Origin of the sequence: Rhodococcus sp. ZPP (assembly GCF_017656075.1) — a bacterium.
Lineage (GTDB): Bacteria > Actinomycetota > Actinomycetes > Mycobacteriales > Mycobacteriaceae > Rhodococcus_F > Rhodococcus_F oxybenzonivorans.
The window spans coordinates 6,733,244-6,750,913 of the sequence record NZ_CP058638.1 but is presented as its reverse complement, the minus strand read 5'-3'; the positions used below and the strand labels follow the sequence as shown (position 1 = coordinate 6,750,913).

Here is a 17,670-nt window from a genome sequence, read left to right as displayed (position 1 = left end):
TTATTCCGGGGTGCCCGTCAGGTCGTGCCCGAGCTGGGCGGCCAGCTTCTCGAGCAGACCGGTGGCCGCCTCGGCGATCACCGTGCCGGGCGGGAAGATCGCGGCGGCGCCCGCCTGGTAGAGCTCGTCGAAGTCGCCGGGCGGAATGACACCGCCGACCACGATCATGATGTCGGGACGCCCCACCGCCGCGAGCGCATCCCGCAGTGCAGGCACCAAGGTGAGGTGACCTGCAGCCAACGACGACACACCGACCACGTGGACGTCGTTGTCGGCCGCCTGGTTCGCGACCTCTTCCGGGGTCTGGAACAGCGGTCCGACGTCCACGTCGAAGCCGATGTCGGCGAAGGCGGTGGCGATCACCTTCTGTCCGCGGTCGTGCCCGTCCTGGCCCATCTTCGCGATGAGGACACGCGGGCGGCGGCCCTCCTCCTCGGCGAACTTCTCGACGAGTTCCGTTGCGTTACTGATGTTGTCCACCTTCCCGGCCTCGTCCCGGTACACCCCGCTGATGGTGCGGATCTCGGCCTGGTGACGTCCGAACACCGTCTCGAGTGCGTCGGAGATCTCGCCGACGGTGGCGTGCGCACGGGCAGCGTCGATGGCGAGCGCGAGCAGGTTGTTCTCCATGCCGCCCTCCGACGAGGCAGCGGCGCGGGTGAGCTCGGCGAGTGCCGCCTGCACCGCGACGGGGTCGCGTTCCTCACGCAGGCGTGCGAGCTTCTCGAGCTGTTCCTTGCGGACCCGCGAATTCTCGACCTTGAGGACCTCGATCTTCTGATCCTCTTCGGCCCGGTACTTGTTGACACCGATGACCGGCTGACGACCGGAATCGATGCGCGCCTGGGTGCGGGCGGCGGCCTCTTCGATACGCAGCTTCGGGATGCCCTCGCTGATGGCCTGCGCCATACCGCCGGCCTCTTCGACCTCGGCGATGTGCGCCCTGGCGCGGTTCGCCAGCTCGTGAGTGAGCCACTCGACGTAATGGGAGCCGCCCCACGGGTCGATCGGGCGGACCGTCCCCGATTCCTGCTGGAGCAACAACTGGGTGTTGCGGGCGATGCGGGCGGAGAAGTCCGTCGGCAGCGCCAGCGCCTCGTCGAGTGCGTTGGTGTGCAGAGACTGGGTGTGCCCCTGCGTGGCGGCCATGGCCTCGACGCAGGTGCGGGCCACATTGTTGTAGACGTCCTGGGCGGTGAGCGACCAACCCGAGGTCTGCGAATGTGTGCGCAGCGAAAGCGATTTCGCCGACTTCGGCTCGAACTGGGCAACCAGTTCACTCCACAGGAGACGACCGGCCCGCAGTTTGGCGACCTCCATGAAGAAGTTCATGCCGATGGCCCAGAAGAACGACAACCGCGGCGCGAACTTGTCGATCTCCATGCCGGCGTCGAGGCCGGCGCGGAGGTACTCGACACCGTCGGCGAGCGTGTACGCCAGCTCCAGATCGGCTGTGGCACCGGCCTCCTGGATGTGGTACCCGGAAATGGAGATGGAGTTGAACCGCGGCATCTTCGTGCTGGTGTACGCGAAGATGTCCGAGATGATGCGCATCGACGGCTTCGGCGGATAGATGTAGGTGTTGCGGACCATGAACTCTTTCAGAATGTCGTTCTGAATGGTTCCGGCCAGCTGTTCCGGAGCGACACCCTGCTCCTCCGCCGCCACTACATACAGGGCCAGGATCGGCAGAACGGCACCGTTCATGGTCATCGACACACTGACGCTGTCGAGGGGAATGTGGTCGAACAGCTGCCGCATGTCGAGGATCGAGTCGATGGCCACACCGGCCATGCCCACGTCACCGGCGACGCGCGGGTGGTCGGAGTCGTAGCCGCGGTGGGTGGCCAGGTCGAACGCCACCGACAGACCCTTCTGCCCCGCCGCGAGGTTGCGGCGGTAGAAGGCGTTGGACTCGGCGGCCGTCGAGAATCCGGCGTACTGACGGATGGTCCACGGCTGGTTGACGTACATGGTGGGGTACGGCCCACGCACGAACGGCGCGGCACCGGGGAAGCTGCCCACCGGGTAACCCTCGGACTCGGCGGCGTCGCGGTCTGCCTTGGTGTAGACCGGTTTGACGTCGATTCCCTCGGGTGTGGACCACACCACCTGTTCCGGGGTGTAGTGGTTCGCCGCCGCGGCAGCGGCGATCAATGCGTCCGTCTGTTCCGCGGTCGGTGCGGCCGGCTGCGGAAACTGAGGATCCTCCAGCGGCACGTCGGCGAAGCTGCCGATCGTGTGCTTGACCTCGCGAGTAGTCACTTCTTGCTCCCTGTGTCGCCCGAGGTGTTCCCCGCGCTCTCGATGATGTCGAGCAGATCGGACAGGACCGAGACTGCATCGATGCGTGCTGTGACGAATCCGTCGGGGCGGGCAGCCCCGTCCACGTCGGCAACAACCTTCTCCGGACCCGCCAGGAGAACGGTGCCCACACCGGCAGCGCGCAGTTCCTCGACTGCGGCCGCGGCGTCGGCGGTGTACCGCTTGTCGGTACCGCAGATCACCGCGATACCGGCCCCGGACTGTGCCGCTGCGGCCGCGATGCTGCCGTCACCGACGGCGAGGGGTCCGGGATTGACGGCGGCGATGCCACCCGATGCCAGCAGGTTCGTGCTGAAGGTGGTGCGCACGTTGTGCTCGGCGACCGGTCCGAGCGGAGCCAGGAACGCGGTGGGCCGGACCCCGTGGAGCGCCAGATAGGTGTCGGAGCGATCGCGGAGCCTTTCGAAGGCGGCGGCGTACCGCGCCACCCGTCCGGTGTCCGCGGCACCGGGAGGCAGTGGCGCCTCCTCCAGATTGGGATACTCGTTGACCCCGGTGACCGCGGTCTTGCGGTGTGCGATGTCCGATTCGCGTTGCGCCCGCGTCGAGTTGATCCGTTCGGTGATCTGTCCGGCGCCCAGGCCCGCGAGATATCCGCCGGCCGACTCGATCTGCTGGAAGAATTCCCACGCCTTCCCCGCGATCCGCTGCGTGAGATCCTCGACGTACCACGATCCGGCGGCGGGGTCGAGCACGCGGCCGAGGTGCGATTCCTCGAGCAGCAACAACTGGGTGTTGCGGGCGATCCGATCGGCGAAGGTCTGCGAGACCCCCAGCGCCCCCGCGGGCAGCGCGGCATCGAACGGCAACACCGTCACCGCGTCGGCACCGCCCACCCCGGCGCCGAACGCGGCGAGGGTCGTGCGGAGCATGTTCACCCATGGATCACGTTGCGACATCATCGCGGCGGACGTGACCGCATGCTGCGGCGCGCCGCCGAAGTCGGAGGCACCGCATACCTGGGCGATCCGGGCCCACACCAACCGGGCGGCGCGGAACTTCGCGATGGTCTGGAATTGGTCGTCGGTCGCCGCGAATCGGAAATCGATCTGGCCGAACGCTTTTCCGATGGGCAGCCCACTCGCGGTGAGCGCCCGCAGGTACTCGAGCCCGGCGGCGACGGACGCACCGAGCTCCTCCGAGTCGGAGGCGCCCGCGTCGTGGAAGACGGTGCCGTCCACGGTGATCGCGCGCACCTGTTCCGGTCGACTGGACGCCTCGGTGGCCAGTGCCACCGCATCACCGAGCTCGATGTCCGTCACACCGGCGAAGGCACTCGTCAGCGGCGCCGCACCGAGGTGGACGCGCACCGTGGTGCGATCGGTGACGCCGTCACCGGCGGACGCACGCGCGTCGAGCAGTGCGAACAATGCGTGGGCCGCGGCTGTCACCTCGGTTCCGGCATCGAGGGTGAGCGGGGCGAGGTCGAGCAGCACGCCGTCGAGCGCCGTCTCCAGCGACCTGACGGGCAGCGTGTTCTCACCGACGGTGAGCCAGACCGCGCTGACCCCGTTTTCCAAGGCGTCGAGGATGGACCGGTTGACGTCCGCCGGATCGGCGCCGGCACCGAATCGGGCGCTGACGAGCCAGCCGGAGTTGACGTCCCGAGTGGCGTCGACGCCCCGAACGTAAGGGAATGCGCCGGGAAGCGGCTGCTCGGGGCGCTCGTCCCGGGGACTGTAGAGCGGCGCGACGGTGACACCGTCGTAGGTGGTGGTCTCGAGGAGCTTCTCGGGTTCCGGACCGAGGTCTGCCGCGTCGACTCGCCGCGATTTCGCGAGGACTCCCGCCACGGAGCGCTGCCAGTCGGTATATGCCCGCGCAGCTTCCTCGGTTTCTGAAGCTAATGACACGGTGTCCGCTTCCTCTCCCTGCATGGCCCTGATGAGCGATCGATCAATATGTTGTGTTGGTGTGATGCTAGCCGCAGACTCCGCTCTCCTATCGTGAGGATCACCACATGATGGATAACCTCAGGTCATGAGCATGACGCCGGAACCGTTCGGCGCCCAGGGCGCCGTGACTCCGCGATTCTTCGGGCTGACCTTGCCCGTCAGGGGAGATCATTTTCCGCGGCGAACTACTCCATCGTAGGAGGATGGCCGCCGCCGCGCTGGCCCGAATTCTCGTCCCGCGGGCGGGGGTCGCACCTGCGCGGCGGCGGTGTCGGGATGAGACGGCCTCCGCTACGACCGTGCTCTCGACGGTTTCCTCGCACGACCCTTCGCGGTGCGGCCGGGTAGCCTGGTGCCCTGTGAAGAGACGCCTGGGGAACCGCAGGGTCATCGGCGTCGCCGCACTGGCAATCGTGCTGGTGGTCGTCGCGGTGGTGGCACCCCATCCGTCCGTTCTGCAGATCCGGGAATGGGCGCAGTCGGTGGGCCCGGCTTTTCCGCTGGTCTTCTTCGTCGCGCATGCGCTGGTGACGATATTCCCGTTCCCCCGCACCGTGTTCACCTTGAGTGCCGGGTTGCTGTTCGGGGCCTGGCTCGGCATCGCGATCACCGTCGCGGCCGCAACGGTCAGCGCGGTGCTTGCTCTGTATCTGGTGCGCGCCATCGGCCGGGACGTCGTGTGGCAACGCATCTCCAGCCCGACGATCCGGCGGGTGGACGAGCGGATCGCCCGACGGGGGTGGCTCGCCGTCGGCTCTCTCCGGCTGATCACATTCGTCCCGTTCTCCGTGGTCAACTACTGCAGCGGCGTCTCCTCCATCCGCCTGCTCCCCTACGTGCTCGCCACGGTCGTGGGCATCCTCCCCGGAACGGTGGGGATCGTGGTTCTCGGGGACGCCCTGAGCGGTGAGACGAATCCAGCCCTCCTCCTGCTGTCCGGTGTGTGCGTCGTCGTCGGCATTCTCGGGTTGATCGTCGATTCTCGGCGTCCCCTCGATCGATCCGACGCCGAGGAGTTGCTGCTGACCGAGGGTGTGTCTACCCCTCATCCTTGAACGCACGATGTCAAGTTACGAGTCTTGACAGGCAAGTTTCCAGGTTCTAGCCTTGACGAATGTTCGTCCTCACCGTCGACCAGCGCGGAAGTCGCCGCGACGTCGACCGTGTCGGCGACCTGATCGCCGAACTCGGCGATCACCGACTCGTCCGCCCGTTTCAGCGCACGGCCGGCGACGAGATGCAGGCGGTCGTGGCAGATCCCGGGACCGTGGTGGCTCTCGCCCTCGATCTCGTCGGTCGCGAACACTGGAGCATCGGCATCGGTGCCGGAGCCGTGGAAGAACCGCTTCCCGACGAGACGCGTGCCGGCCGAGGACCGGCGTTCGAACTCGCCCGCGTCGCCGTCGAGCGGGCGAAAAGTGCCCCGGGCCGGGTCGCGGTGGAGGGTTCCGACACCGACTTGTCCGCGGACGCCGACACCGCACTCACCCTCGTCGCAGTTCTCCTCACCCGCCGTACCGACGAAGGCCGCGAAGCCGTCGCACAGATGCGGCGCGGGCTCACCCAGACGGAGGCGGCCAAAACCCTGGGCATCAGCAAGCAGGCCGTCTCGCAACGCCTCGCCACCGCGGGGTGGCAGGTCGAGACGGCAGGCCGCCGACTGGCCGAACGACTCCTACAGAAGGCGGATTCATGACGGTGGTCGCGCTCCTCGCCCTCGGCGTCGCGGCGCTGGCACCGTTGGTGCTTGCCACACAGCGCGTTCCCCGCTGGGTGTCCCAGTGGGCGGCCCCGCTCGTCGGGCTCGCCGCCCTCGCCGCGGCCGCGGTCGCCGGCTCCGCCACCACACCGGTGAAGGGATTCGCACTGGGTGCGACGCTCGTGCTGTGTGCAGCAGCGGCCATCACCGGCGGGGCGCCGATGGTGCTCGCCGCCTTCAGGATCGCCCGGCGCCAGCCCGATTCCGGTGACGACCCCCGGCCCGAGGCGGGCCCGTTGCGAGGCGGCCGGGTGATCGGACTGCTCGAGCGTGCCGCCGTCGCCGCCGCGATCCTCGCCGGGTGGCCGGAGGGTATCGCCGTGGTCCTGGCTGTCAAAAGCTTGGCCCGCTACCCCGAACTGCGCGAACCACACGCCTCCGAGCAGTTCATCATCGGCACGTTCACCAGCGTGCTCTGGGCCATCGCCGTGTGCGGCGTCGGGCGGGCGCTCATCACCTAGCCCTTGGCCTCACCGAAAATCCCTGCGGCACAGAAAGATCAACCTTCCGAGGCACTTCAATACCCGGTGACACTGCCCATCCCGCGGTGACGCGAGACCAACCGGAGGTGGGGGTGATTCCACCCCTGGGGTTGATGGAATCCCCCGGTGATGCGGACGAGAGTAGGAATCGTCCACTTCGAGGGAGAAGATCAAGTGCATTCCGACTTCGTGTCACACGTTCGAGCCCAGGCCGCCACCTACGGTGAGGAACGCTCCTACACCTACCATCGCGAGGTCGGCCGCGAACTCGTCGAAGAGGTTCTCACCTACCGCCAGTTGGACCAGGATGCGCGGGCGATCGCGTCGTGGTTGTCGACGCAGCCCGAGGCCCACCGCCCGGTGATGCTGCTGTACGTCGACGGCATCGACTTCCTTCGCGCATTCCTCGGCTGCCTGTACGCCGGTGTCGTCGCCGTACCGGCCCCCGTGCCGCACGACGCCCGCAGCATGGCGCGGGTGGCCACGATGTTCGAGGACGCCGACGTCGGTCTGGTGCTCACCACGTCCGCCATCGAAGAACTGCTGACGGCGTGGATCGGCAACTCCGGACTCATCGGCACGGTCGCCGTCGCGTCGACCGACGCCGCCGAACTCGGAGACCCCGACGAGTGGCAGATGCCCGAACTGGACGGCGACACCCTCGCCTTGCTCCAGTACACCTCGGGATCCACCAGCGAGCCCAAGGGCGTGATGGTGACCCACGGGAACCTCCTGCACAACGCCGCGGCCATGGTCGAGGCCATGTCTGCGGCCATCAGGGAAGGCGACGCCGGCAGCGTTGTGGGCTGGCTTCCACACTTCCACGACATGGGGCTGATCGGCATGCTGCTGCTCCCCCTCTACGCCGGCAGCAACCTTGCCTTCATGTCACCGATGACCTTCCTCAAGCGCCCGGTGCGCTGGTTGCAGTTGATCGATCGCTACCGCGCCGACATCACCGTCGGCCCGAACTTCGCGTACGACCTCCTCGCCCGCCGGATTCCCGACGACCAGTTGACCGGCCTGGACCTCTCCTCGGTGCGGGTCGCTCTCAATGGGGCAGAACCTATTCGCCCCCGTACCCTCGAGGCCGTCCTCGACCGGCTCCAGCCCTACGGGTTTCGGGCGGACGCGTTCTTCCCGGCTTACGGAATGGCCGAGGTGACGTTGCTCGCCACCGCCGGAGCCGTGGGCAGCCCGCCGGTGTACCTCGACGTCGACCCGGCCGCGCTCGAGCGCAACGAGCTCACGCCGATGGCCGGTGGCACCCGACTGGTGAGCAGCGGCCGCGCATTCGGTGTGGACATTCGCGTCGTCGATCCGGACACCACCGACGAGCTGCCCGAGGGCCGGGTCGGGGAACTGTGGATCCGCGGTGGCAGCGTCACCGCCGGCTATTGGAATCGGCCCGAGGACACCGAGGAGAAGTTCCACGCCACCACCCTGGGCGGGGACGGGCCGTTCCTGCGCACCGGTGACCTCGGCGCTTCCGTCGGCGGTGAAATCTATGTCACCGGCCGGCTCAAGGACCTGCTGATCGTCAACGGACGCAACCTGTACCCCCAGGACATCGAGGAGGCGGTGCGCGAACTCCATCCAGCCCTCACCGGATCGGCCGGAGTGGTGTTCTCCATGGACACCGGACGCCACGAGCGTCTACTGGTGATCCACGAGGTCAAGACCGGATTGCTCGATCAGGGTCACGGAGAGAACGACACCGTGACGATCACGGACCTCGCCCGAAGGATCAAACTCTCCGTCGCCCGGGCCTTCGACGTGCCGGCGCCGAGCGTCGTCCTGGTCGACCGGCACGGGGTGCACCGCACCACCAGCGGAAAGGTTCAACGCCGATCGATGCGCGCGTCGTTCCTCGAGAACCGGGTGGATGCGGTGCTGCACGAAGAAATCGATCCGGCGGTCCAGGGCCTCCGCCGAACCGCCACACCTGCACTCGCCTGACGTCCACCCCCACCCTCGCCGACAAGGAAATATCCCCATGCCTGCTTTCGTGAACCCCACCCGCGACCTCACCCCGGCTATCGACTGGCTCACCCGAAGGGTGGCATTCTATACAGAGCAGCCGGTGCACAATGTCGACCCCGACATCCCGCTCGCCGAGCTGGGAATCGAATCGGTGTCTGCGGTGAGCCTGTGCGGCGAGATCGAAGACCAGTGGGAACTCGAACTGGACCCCACTGTGGTATTCGACTACCCCACCATCGCGGAGATGGCTGTCTTCATCGCCACCGAAGTCGAGGACCGGTACGAGAGGGCCGCATGATCGACATCGCCATCGTCGGCCTCGACTGCCGATTCCCGCAGGCAACGGACGCCGACGCGCTCTGGAGGCTGTTGATGGCCGGCGGCGACGGAATCGTCGACGTCCCCGAAGACCGATGGCACCCGAACGACTTCTACAACGAAGCCGGTGGACCGGGTGCGATCAACAACTGTAGCGGCGGATTCCTCAGCGACGCAGACGCTTTCGATCACGAATTCTTCGGAATCGCCCCCCGCGAGGCCCAGGCGATGGACCCGCAGCAACGCCTGCTCCTGCAGACGGCGTGGCGTGCCCTCGAGGACGCCACTTTGGATCCGCGGGGCCAAGCCGGTTCGAACACCGGCGTATTCGTCGGCGTGATGGCCAACGAGTGGAATCTGCAGATGAGCGACCTCTCGCGGATCACGCCGCAACTCGGAAGTGGCAACGGCTACTTCATGACCGCCAATCGAATCTCGTATCAACTGGACCTCGAGGGCCCGAGTATCGCGGTCGACACCGCGTGTTCGTCGTCCCTGGTCGCCGTCCACCTGGCCTGCGCGGCGCTGCGAGCCGGCGAGTGCGACCAAGCGCTCGCCGGCGGCGTCAACATTGCCCTCACCCCCGCCCTGAACGTCTTCTACACCCAGGCCGGGCTGTCGGCACCGGACGGACGATGCAAACCGTTCAGCGCCAAGGCGAACGGTATCGGCCGGGGTGAAGGTGCCGCCGTGCTCGTGCTGCGCCGCCTCGCGGACGCGCAGGCCGAGGGGTTGCCGATCTACGCGGTGATCAAGGCGAGCGCGGTCAACAACGACGGCCGCAGCAACGGAATCACCGCACCCAACCGGTGGGCCCAGCAGCAGGTCATCGGCGAAACCTATCGGCGCGGCGGGGTGACGCCGGACCGCGTCGCGTTCGTCGAGGCGCACGGCACCGGAACCGTGCTGGGCGACATGATCGAGATCAAGGCACTCGGTCACCTCCACGGCGTTCCCCGCCCGCAGCCGTGCGCGATCGGATCGATCAAGGGCAACCTCGGTCATACGGAGGGTGCGGCCGGGGTGGCCGGGGTGATCAAAGCAGCGCTGGCTCTGCACCACCGTGTGGTACCGCCCACCCGCTGCGCGGAGGACGAGAACCCTCGACTTCGACTGGCCGACAACGGGCTCCGTCTCGCAAAGGAGCCAATGAGCCTGCCCGACGGCGACGTCTACGGTGCGGTCAGCAGCTTCGGGCTCGGCGGCACCAACGCCCACCTGCTCCTGGCCGCCGCGCCCGCCGACGAGGCCGTCCCGGTGGGCGTCGGCGGCGGCGTACTCACCCTGGCGTCGAACAACAGCGAGGGCCTGCGACGCAACGCCGCCGTCCTCGCCGACCATCTCGCCACCCGCCCCGCTACCGAACTGCCCAGGGTGTGCTGGACCTCCAACCGGGTGAAAGCCTCCGGACGCCACCGCCTTGCGGTGCCCGTACAGGACCGCGACGAGGCCGTGTCCGCCCTGCGCAAGTTTGCGACCGACCCCAGCCTGCTCGAGGTGTCGTCCGGAACCGCACGGCCGGTGAGCATCGGCTGGCTCTTCACCGGTCAGGGCGCACAATACCCGGGAATGTCGCGTCAGCTGCACGAGCGGTCCGCGGCGTACCGACTGGCATTGGCGGACGTGGACGAGCAGATGGCACCACATCTGGGCCGATCGGTCCGCGCGCTGCTGCTCGACGCCGGTGACGACGACATCCGTCGAACCGAGTTCGCGCAGCCCGCCCTCTTCGCCGTGGAGTACGCGCTGGCGCGAGTGCTCACCGAGATCGGCATCGAGCCCGCGTGGCTGGTAGGCCACAGCGTCGGCGAATACGCGGCCGCGGCGCTGGCCGGCGTTTTCGACCTGGACGACGCGTGCCGCCTCATCGCCGCCCGGGGGCGGCTCATGCAGCAGTTGCCCGAGGGTGGTGCGATGCTGGCCGTGCGCGCCGCCCGGGAGGAGGTCGCCGATCTCCTCGCCGATGAATCGTCGGTCGCGCTGGCAGCGGTGAACGGGCCACGGGACGTGGTGCTTTCCGGGTCGGCGGGCGCACTCGAGGCGATCCGAAAGTCTCTGGCCGGGAGGCGTTTCGCGGTCCGGCCTCTCGCCGTCTCCCACGCGTTCCACTCGCCGCTGATGAGGCCCGTGTCGGACGCCTTCGCCGAGGTCGCGGTCGGCTGCACCTACCGGCCACCGACCATCCCGATCTTCTCCACCGTGCACGGACGGCTACTCGACGTGGACGAGCCGATGGATGCCACGTATTGGACCGACCACATCGAGGCGACCGTGCAGTTCGCGGACGCGGCAGCCGCCGCGGTGGCGTCCGAACCGACGCATCTGATCGAGGTGGGACCCGCACGGGTCCTGGCTCCGATTCTCACCCGTGCTCATCCCGACCTCGCCGCGAAGTACCTCCTACCGTGCCCCGGCCCGGCGGCCACCGGTCACGAGCTCACCGACACCGTCGCTGCCCTGTACCGGGACGGTGTCGACCCGAACTGGGATGCGCTCTACGAACCGGGCGCGCGTGTGCGCCGACGACTGCCCGGCTACTCCTTCGCAACCACCGCCCGCTTCTGGACGTCGGTTTCCACCACTGTCGGGGTGACCACAGCGACCGAGGCGGCCGACGCTCAACCGCCCACCACGCCGTCCACCGACGCACCGAAAGCAGAGGACTCCACCATGGAGCACCTGATTGCACTGTTCCGGGAGCAGGCCGCCGTCCTCGCCGCCGTCGCCCATACCGGCGCCGACATCTCCGCGCCCGCATCGACGACACCCCACGCCGACACCGCCACCCGCGAACGCGTTTCCGGAGAGATTGCCGAGGGAATCCGCGGCGAGGCGGCGCGTGTCAGCGGGTTCCCGGCCGGGTCGTTGCGGACCGCACACACCATCGTCGGCGACCTCGGATTCGACTCGATCATGGTCGCCGACCTCTTCAGCGGGCTGAGACGAACCTTCCCGGAACTCGTCATCGACCCCGAGTGGTTCTCGTCGTCGACGACCCTCGGCGACCTGATCGACCACGTGAGCACGCAACTGCAACCCGCAACGTCGCCGGCCGCTGCCCCGACCCCCGAACCTGCGGTGGCGTCGGCGGGCCCCGCAACCGCCCCCCGCATAGTCCGGCCCGAGTACCGCATCTCCGACTTCCCTGAGGTCAAGACACTTTCCGAGCGCCTAACCATGACCGAAGGGTTCGGCGTCACCAACCCCTACTTCCTGGTCAACGACGGGGTCACCCGCGACACCTCGATCATCGGCGGGAACGAAGTTCTCAACTTCTCGAGCTACAACTACCTCGGTATGTCCGGCCATCCCGCCGTGGTCGCCGCCGTACAGGACGCCGTCGCCCGCTACGGCAGTTCGTGCTCGGCCAGCCGGCTGCTCTCCGGCGACAAGCCGGTCCACCGCGAGCTCGAGACCGAACTCGCCGCACTACTCGGCACCGAGGACGCCATCGTCCTGGTCAGTGGGCACGCCACCAACGTGACCGTGATCGGGCACCTCGTCGGTGAAGGTGACCTCGTCATTCACGACAGCCTGGCGCACGACAGCATCCTGCAGGGCTGCACACTGTCCGGCGCCACCCGCCGCCCGTTCCCCCACAACGATCACGACGCGCTCGACACCCTGCTCACCGCGATCCGGCCGCAGTACCGGCGGGTCCTCATCCTCATCGAGGGCGTGTACAGCCAGGACGGCGATATCCCCGACCTTCCGGCCATGATCGCAGTGAAGAAGAAGCATCAGGCGCTGATGATGATCGACGAGGCGCACAGCATCGGGGTGCTCGGGGCAACCGGCGGCGGTATCGGCGAACATTTCGGCGTCGACCGCGGTGATGTCGAGTTGTGGTCCGGCACCATGTCGAAAGCCCTGGCCGGCTGCGGCGGATACGTCGCCGGGAGTTCCGAGCTGATCCAGTTCCTCAAGTACACCACCCCCGGCTTCGTCTACAGCGTCGGCATGACACCCATGAATGCCGCGGCGTCGCTGGCCGCGATTCGTCAGATGCGCGCCCAGCCGGAGGTACTCGACCTTCTGCGACACAATGCGCAGCTGTTCCTCTCACTGGCCACCGAGGCTGGCATCGATACCGGTGACACGCGGGACACGCCTGTCATTCCCTGCATCGTCGGTGACTCGCTGAAAACGCTGAAGTTGTCGAACAGGCTGCTGGAGCGCGGAATCAACGTGAACCCTATTCTCTATCCCGCCGTACCCGAGGATTTGGCGCGGCTGAGATTTTTCGTCACCTCGTGCCACTCCGAGGACCAGATCCGCTACACGGTGAAGACTCTGGCCGAAGAACTCGCTGCACTCCGGGACGGCGACTAGTGCCATGCGCAGCCGCTATCTCGACCAGCCGGGGGCCGATGCGGCACTACGCCTGTTCTGCTTCCATCACGCCGGTGGCGGGTCGTCGATGTACCGCCCCTGGCATCGTGCACTCCATCCCTACGCCTCGGTGTGGCCCGTGCAGCTGCCCGGCCGGGAGGGCCGCGCCGGAGAAACTCGATTCGTCGACCTCGAGTCACTCCTCACCGACCTGGAGTCCGAACTCGACGACGCCCTGACGGTTCCGCATCTCTTCTTCGGACACAGCCTGGGCGCGCTCGTGGCCTATCGGCTGGCCTGCCGGCGTCGATCCCGGCATCGTCTCCTGCCCAGGGCCCTGCTGCTGTCGGGGTACGGGGCGCCGCACCTTCCCGCACCGTTCCCGCCGGTCGACAGCCTGGACGACACCATCTTGATCCAGTTCCTCCGCGATGTGGGTGGTGTGCCGGCCGAGTTCCTGGACTGGCCCGATTGGGTGCGGCACTGGCTTCCGGTGGTGCGCGACGATCTGCGCGTCTGTTGCAACTACGTCGACCCCGGTGACCCGCCGCTCGAATGCCCGATGCATCTCTTCGGGGCGGACGCCGATCCGCTCGTCAACGAACACGACCTGCACGCCTGGAACCGTCACACCACACAACCGTGCGAGGTACAGATTCTCGCGGGCGACCACTTCTACCTCACGCAGTCCCCCGAACAGCTGTTCCGTCTGCTGCGGCCGTTGCTGCGGCGCTACGCCCCGGTGACCGGCCGTGACGAAGCGGTAACGTCGTGCTGAGGCGCCTCGCCACCCTCATCGTGTCCTTCCCGCGCCGCGTCCTGACAGTCGCGGTGGCCCTGCTCGTACTGTCCGCAATCTTCGGGGCGGGGGTGTCCGAGCACCTGAAAGTGGGCGGCTTCGACGACCCGGGCTCAGAGTCCGCGCAAGCGGAGCAATTCCTCGAGGCGGAGTTCGGCACCGCGAGTCCGAATCTGGTGCTCCAGGTCACGGCGCGCAGCGGCGACGTGAACACCCCGGACGTCGCCGCAGCCGCACAACAAGTGCGACGGTCGATCACATCGGAACCGGACATCACCGAAGTGGCCTCCTACTGGGTGGCGAATTCCCCTGAGCTCCGCAGCAACGACGGACGCTCGGCTCTGTTGCTGCTGCACGTCGGGGGCAACCCGGAGCAGGCGGCGCGGCGCACCCACACGCTCGTCGAGGCATTGCCCTCCGACGACCCCTCGATCGAGGTGGTGGCCGGCGGCAAGCTGGGCCTCGCCGACGCCATCGAGCAGCAGGTCGCCGACGATCTCCTCCTGGCCGAATCGATCGCCGTTCCGGCAACACTCGTCCTCCTCGTGGTGGCGTTCGGCAGCGTGGTGGCCGCGCTCCTGCCGTTGACGCTGGGGGTCATCTCGATCCTCGTGACGATGGTGGTGCTCTTCGGCCTCGCCCAGATCACCGACGTCTCGGTGTACGCGCTCACCGTGGCCACCGCGTTCGGGCTGGGCCTGGCGATCGACTTCGGATTGCTCCTGGTCTCTCGGTTTCGTGAAGAACGAGCCGCCGGCAGCGATCCGCAGGAAGCGGTCGTCGACACAGTGACGACCGCCGGGCGCACGATCGTCTTCAGCGCCGCGACAGTCATGGTCGCGATGACCGGAATGCTGGTGTTCCCCACCTACTTCCTGCGATCGGTCGGTCTGGCCGCGATGGCGGTGGTCGCCGTTGCGGCGCTGGGCGCCGTCGTGGTGTTACCCGCGCTGCTCGCTGTGCTCGGAACCCGGGTAGACCGGCTGACGGTGCTCCGACGAAAGAAGACACCGGCATCCGACTCGCTGTTCTGGCGGCGCACCGCGGCTGCCGTCACCCGTAGACCGGTGCGAACAGCGCTTCCCGTCGTCGCACTCCTGCTGGTGCTGGGAATCCCGTTCCTCCACGCGCAGTATGCGACACCGGACGAGCGCGCCCTGCCCAGCGGGTCGGCGGCCCGCCAGGTCACCGTCGACATCCGAGAGAACTATTCCGCCGGCGGCGCCGACGCCGTGACGGTGACAACCCCACAGGACGGAAGGGCGCTCGAGCCACTCGCCCGGGAGATCTCCACCATGACCGACGTCGCCCGGGTCGACGGCGTATTCGGCCGCTACGAGGAGGGGAATCTCGTCCTCGGCCCGGGACCTGCGAGCGCTCGGTTCGCGGCGGGAGAGGCCGGTTTCCTGCTCGTGCAGCCCTCGGTCGGCGCACAGTCGGACGCCGCGCAGGACTTGGTCCGCGCGATCAGAGAGCTGCCCGCGGTAACCGGAGACGACCTTGCGGTAGGCGGACCCACCGCCACGCTCATCGACAGTCGCACCGCCATCATGGACCGGCTACCCCTGGCCATCGGTCTGATGGCGGTCGCGACTTTCGTGCTGCTGTTCTTGTTCACCGGCAGCGTCATCCTGCCGCTGAAGGCGTTGGTGCTCAACGTATTCACACTGTCGGCCGTCGTCGGTGCGATGGTATGGGTGTTCCAGGACGGCCACCTCGCCTGGCTCACCGGCGCGACACCCGCCCCATTGAACATCGGCATGGTGGTGTTGTTGTGCTGCATCGCCTTCGCGCTGTCCGTGGACTACGAAATCTTCCTACTCAGCCGCATCAAGGAAGCCCACGACGCCGGCGCGAATACCACCGAGGCGACCGTCGAGGGACTCGGCCGTGTCGGGCGCATCGTCAGCAGCGCGGCGGCACTGCTCACCGTGACGCTGCTGTCGTTCTCCACCGGTCTGTCGTTCATGCAGATGTTCGGGATCGGCACCGCGCTCGCCATCATCGTGGATGCCACACTGATCCGCGGTGTCCTGGTACCGGCGTTCATGCAGATCGCCGGCGACCTGAACTGGTGGGCGCCGCGCCCGCTGCGGTGGGTGCATGCCCGCATCGGGCTGAGCGACACCCCGGGGTCCGGTCCGCCCGAGGTCACCGATCCTGCGGCGGCACCGGCGGCGGAAGCTGTCCCGGCGCCGCACTCGACCCGAGCGAATGTTCCTCGGCCCCACCAATCTTCGTGAGCGGACCGTCGACGGGCTGACGCGCCTCCACCTCTGCGGCGCGCACCGCCTGGGCAATGGCCGGGTCGGACTTGGTTTCGAACCACTCGGCGACCTCGTCGGAGTCGTCCTCCGGCTTCGGTAGATCCTCGTCCGCCGCGGACGGCTCGTACCGGAACACGCCGTCCTGGCCCTGAGCTCCGAGGGTCTTCGCGAATCCCTTGAGCGCGTCACCGAAGTCGCTGGGCACCAACCACACCTTGTTCGCGTCGCCCTGCGCCATCTGCGGCAGCGTCTGCAGATACTGGTACGCAAGCAGCTCGGGGGTCGGTTTCCCCGCCTTGATCGCGGCGAACACCTTCTCGATGGCCTTCGCCTGACCCTGCGCCTGAAGGTATTTGGCCGCCCGTTCACCCTGGGCGCGCAAGATCCGGGACTGCCGCTCCCCCTCAGCGGTGAGAATCGACGCCTGCTTGGCGCCCTCCGCGGCGAGGATGCGGGACTGCTTGTCGCCCTCGGCGGTCTTGATGGCCGACTCGCGGTGTCCCTCGGCCGTCAGAATGGTGGCCCGCTTCTCGCGGTCCGCCTTCATCTGCTTCTCCATCGACTCCTGAATCGAGGGTGGCGGATCGATACTCTTGAGCTCGACTCGGGCGACCCGAAGCCCCCACCGGCCGGTGGCCTCGTCGAGCACACCCCGTAGCTGCCCGTTGATCGAGTCGCGTGACGTCAGCGTCTCTTCCAGAGTCATGCCACCGACGACGTTGCGGAGCGTGGTGGTGGTCAGCTGTTCGACACCGACGATGTAGTTGCTGATCTCGTACACCGCGGCCTGCGGATTGGTGACCTGGAAGTACACCACCGTGTCGATGGACAGCGTCAGGTTGTCCTGGGTGATCACCGGCTGCGGCGGAAACGACACCACGCGCTCGCGCAGATCCACCTTTGCCCGGACGCGGTCCGCGAACGGGATGAGGAACGTCAACTGTCCCGACACCGTCCTCGAATACCGGCCGAGCCGCTCGATCACTGCGGCCTCGGCCTGCGGCACCAGAGCCACCGATTTCGCCACCACCAGGGCGACGAACAATACGAGCACGACCAACACGATGAGTGCTGCCATCTACGGTCCCCTCCACACGACGGCGGTAGCGCCGTCTATTTGCATCACCGTCACGGTCGTTCCCGGTGGATATACCTCGGTGCTGTCGAGCGGACGCGCAGTCCACACGTCACCGCCGAGCTTGATCTGTCCCGCGTGCTCCGCGACTTCCTCGAGAACCAGCGCCTGTCTACCGGTGAGCGCCTCGATCCCCATCGGCGTCGACGGCGGGGTCGCGAACCTACGCAACAACACCGGCCGCACTCCGAGGATCAGCACGAGAGACAGAACGCCGAACAACACCGCATCGACCCACACGGGGAAGTCGGTGACTGCGGTGACCCCGGCCGTGGCGAGAGCACCGCCGGCCAGCATGAGGAGGAAGAAGTCCCCCGTCAATGCTTCCGCTGCAGCGAGCAGGACACCCGCCACCAGCCAAATCAATGCAGCCAC

The 17,670-nt window shown here is 67.6% G+C and carries 12 protein-coding genes; 8 read left to right on the top strand and 4 right to left on the bottom strand.

The genetic code is table 11. The annotated features are described in order from the left end of the window. Both scpA and HYG77_RS31115 read right to left on the bottom strand, forming a co-directional pair. Entirely contained in the window at positions 1 to 2,265 is a 2,265-nt protein-coding gene (gene scpA, locus HYG77_RS31120; RefSeq protein ID WP_109330158.1) for a methylmalonyl-CoA mutase, read from the bottom strand. Further along, positions 2,262 to 4,178, bottom strand: a complete 1,917-nt coding sequence (locus tag HYG77_RS31115; protein ID WP_208961510.1) for a methylmalonyl-CoA mutase family protein — start codon at positions 4,176 to 4,178, stop codon at positions 2,262 to 2,264. The genes scpA and HYG77_RS31115 overlap by 4 nt, the downstream gene beginning before the upstream one ends. A 401-nt stretch (positions 4,179 to 4,579) precedes the next feature. On the opposite strand from HYG77_RS31115, the gene HYG77_RS31110 reads away from it, so the two are divergent. The 8 genes from HYG77_RS31110 (at position 4,580) to HYG77_RS31075 (ending at position 16,136) form a co-directional block, all read left to right on the top strand. Then, the gene (locus HYG77_RS31110) at positions 4,580 to 5,275 is read left to right on the top strand and encodes a TVP38/TMEM64 family protein (protein WP_208961509.1); all 696 of its coding nucleotides are present in this window, start codon (positions 4,580 to 4,582) and stop codon (positions 5,273 to 5,275) included. Positions 5,276 to 5,334: 59 nt separating this feature from the next. Continuing rightward, the gene (locus HYG77_RS31105; RefSeq protein WP_109330161.1) at positions 5,335 to 5,916 is read left to right on the top strand and encodes a hypothetical protein; all 582 of its coding nucleotides are present in this window, start codon (positions 5,335 to 5,337) and stop codon (positions 5,914 to 5,916) included. Then, positions 5,913 to 6,440, top strand: coding sequence for a hypothetical protein (locus HYG77_RS31100; protein WP_208961508.1), 528 nt, complete (start codon positions 5,913 to 5,915; stop codon positions 6,438 to 6,440). Before HYG77_RS31105 ends, HYG77_RS31100 begins: the two co-directional genes overlap by 4 nt. 150 nt (positions 6,441 to 6,590) lie before the next feature. Continuing rightward, positions 6,591 to 8,420, top strand: a complete 1,830-nt coding sequence (locus tag HYG77_RS31095; protein ID WP_244373342.1) for a fatty acyl-AMP ligase — start codon at positions 6,591 to 6,593, stop codon at positions 8,418 to 8,420. Positions 8,421 to 8,457: 37 nt separating this feature from the next. After that, positions 8,458 to 8,742: an acyl carrier protein gene (locus tag HYG77_RS31090; protein ID WP_109330165.1), complete on the top strand. Its 285-nt coding sequence runs from the start codon at positions 8,458 to 8,460 to the stop codon at positions 8,740 to 8,742. Then, complete coding sequence (locus tag HYG77_RS31085; protein ID WP_208961507.1) at positions 8,739 to 13,094, top strand: type I polyketide synthase; 4,356 nt, start codon at positions 8,739 to 8,741, stop codon at positions 13,092 to 13,094. The genes HYG77_RS31090 and HYG77_RS31085 overlap by 4 nt, the downstream gene beginning before the upstream one ends. A 4-nt stretch (positions 13,095 to 13,098) precedes the next feature. Next, positions 13,099 to 13,872: an alpha/beta fold hydrolase gene (locus tag HYG77_RS31080; RefSeq protein WP_208961506.1), complete on the top strand. Its 774-nt coding sequence runs from the start codon at positions 13,099 to 13,101 to the stop codon at positions 13,870 to 13,872. Continuing rightward, a complete protein-coding gene (locus tag HYG77_RS31075; protein WP_208961505.1) occupies positions 13,866 to 16,136 on the top strand; it encodes an MMPL family transporter in 2,271 nt (756 codons plus the stop codon). The genes HYG77_RS31080 and HYG77_RS31075 overlap by 7 nt, the downstream gene beginning before the upstream one ends. Here HYG77_RS31075 and HYG77_RS31070 read toward each other — a convergent pair. Both HYG77_RS31070 and HYG77_RS31065 read right to left on the bottom strand, forming a co-directional pair. Further along, the gene (locus tag HYG77_RS31070; protein WP_208961504.1) at positions 16,045 to 17,238 is read right to left on the bottom strand and encodes an SPFH domain-containing protein; all 1,194 of its coding nucleotides are present in this window, start codon (positions 17,236 to 17,238) and stop codon (positions 16,045 to 16,047) included. The genes HYG77_RS31075 and HYG77_RS31070 overlap by 92 nt on opposite strands. Beyond that, complete coding sequence (locus HYG77_RS31065) at positions 17,239 to 17,670, bottom strand: NfeD family protein (RefSeq protein WP_109330175.1); 432 nt, start codon at positions 17,668 to 17,670, stop codon at positions 17,239 to 17,241.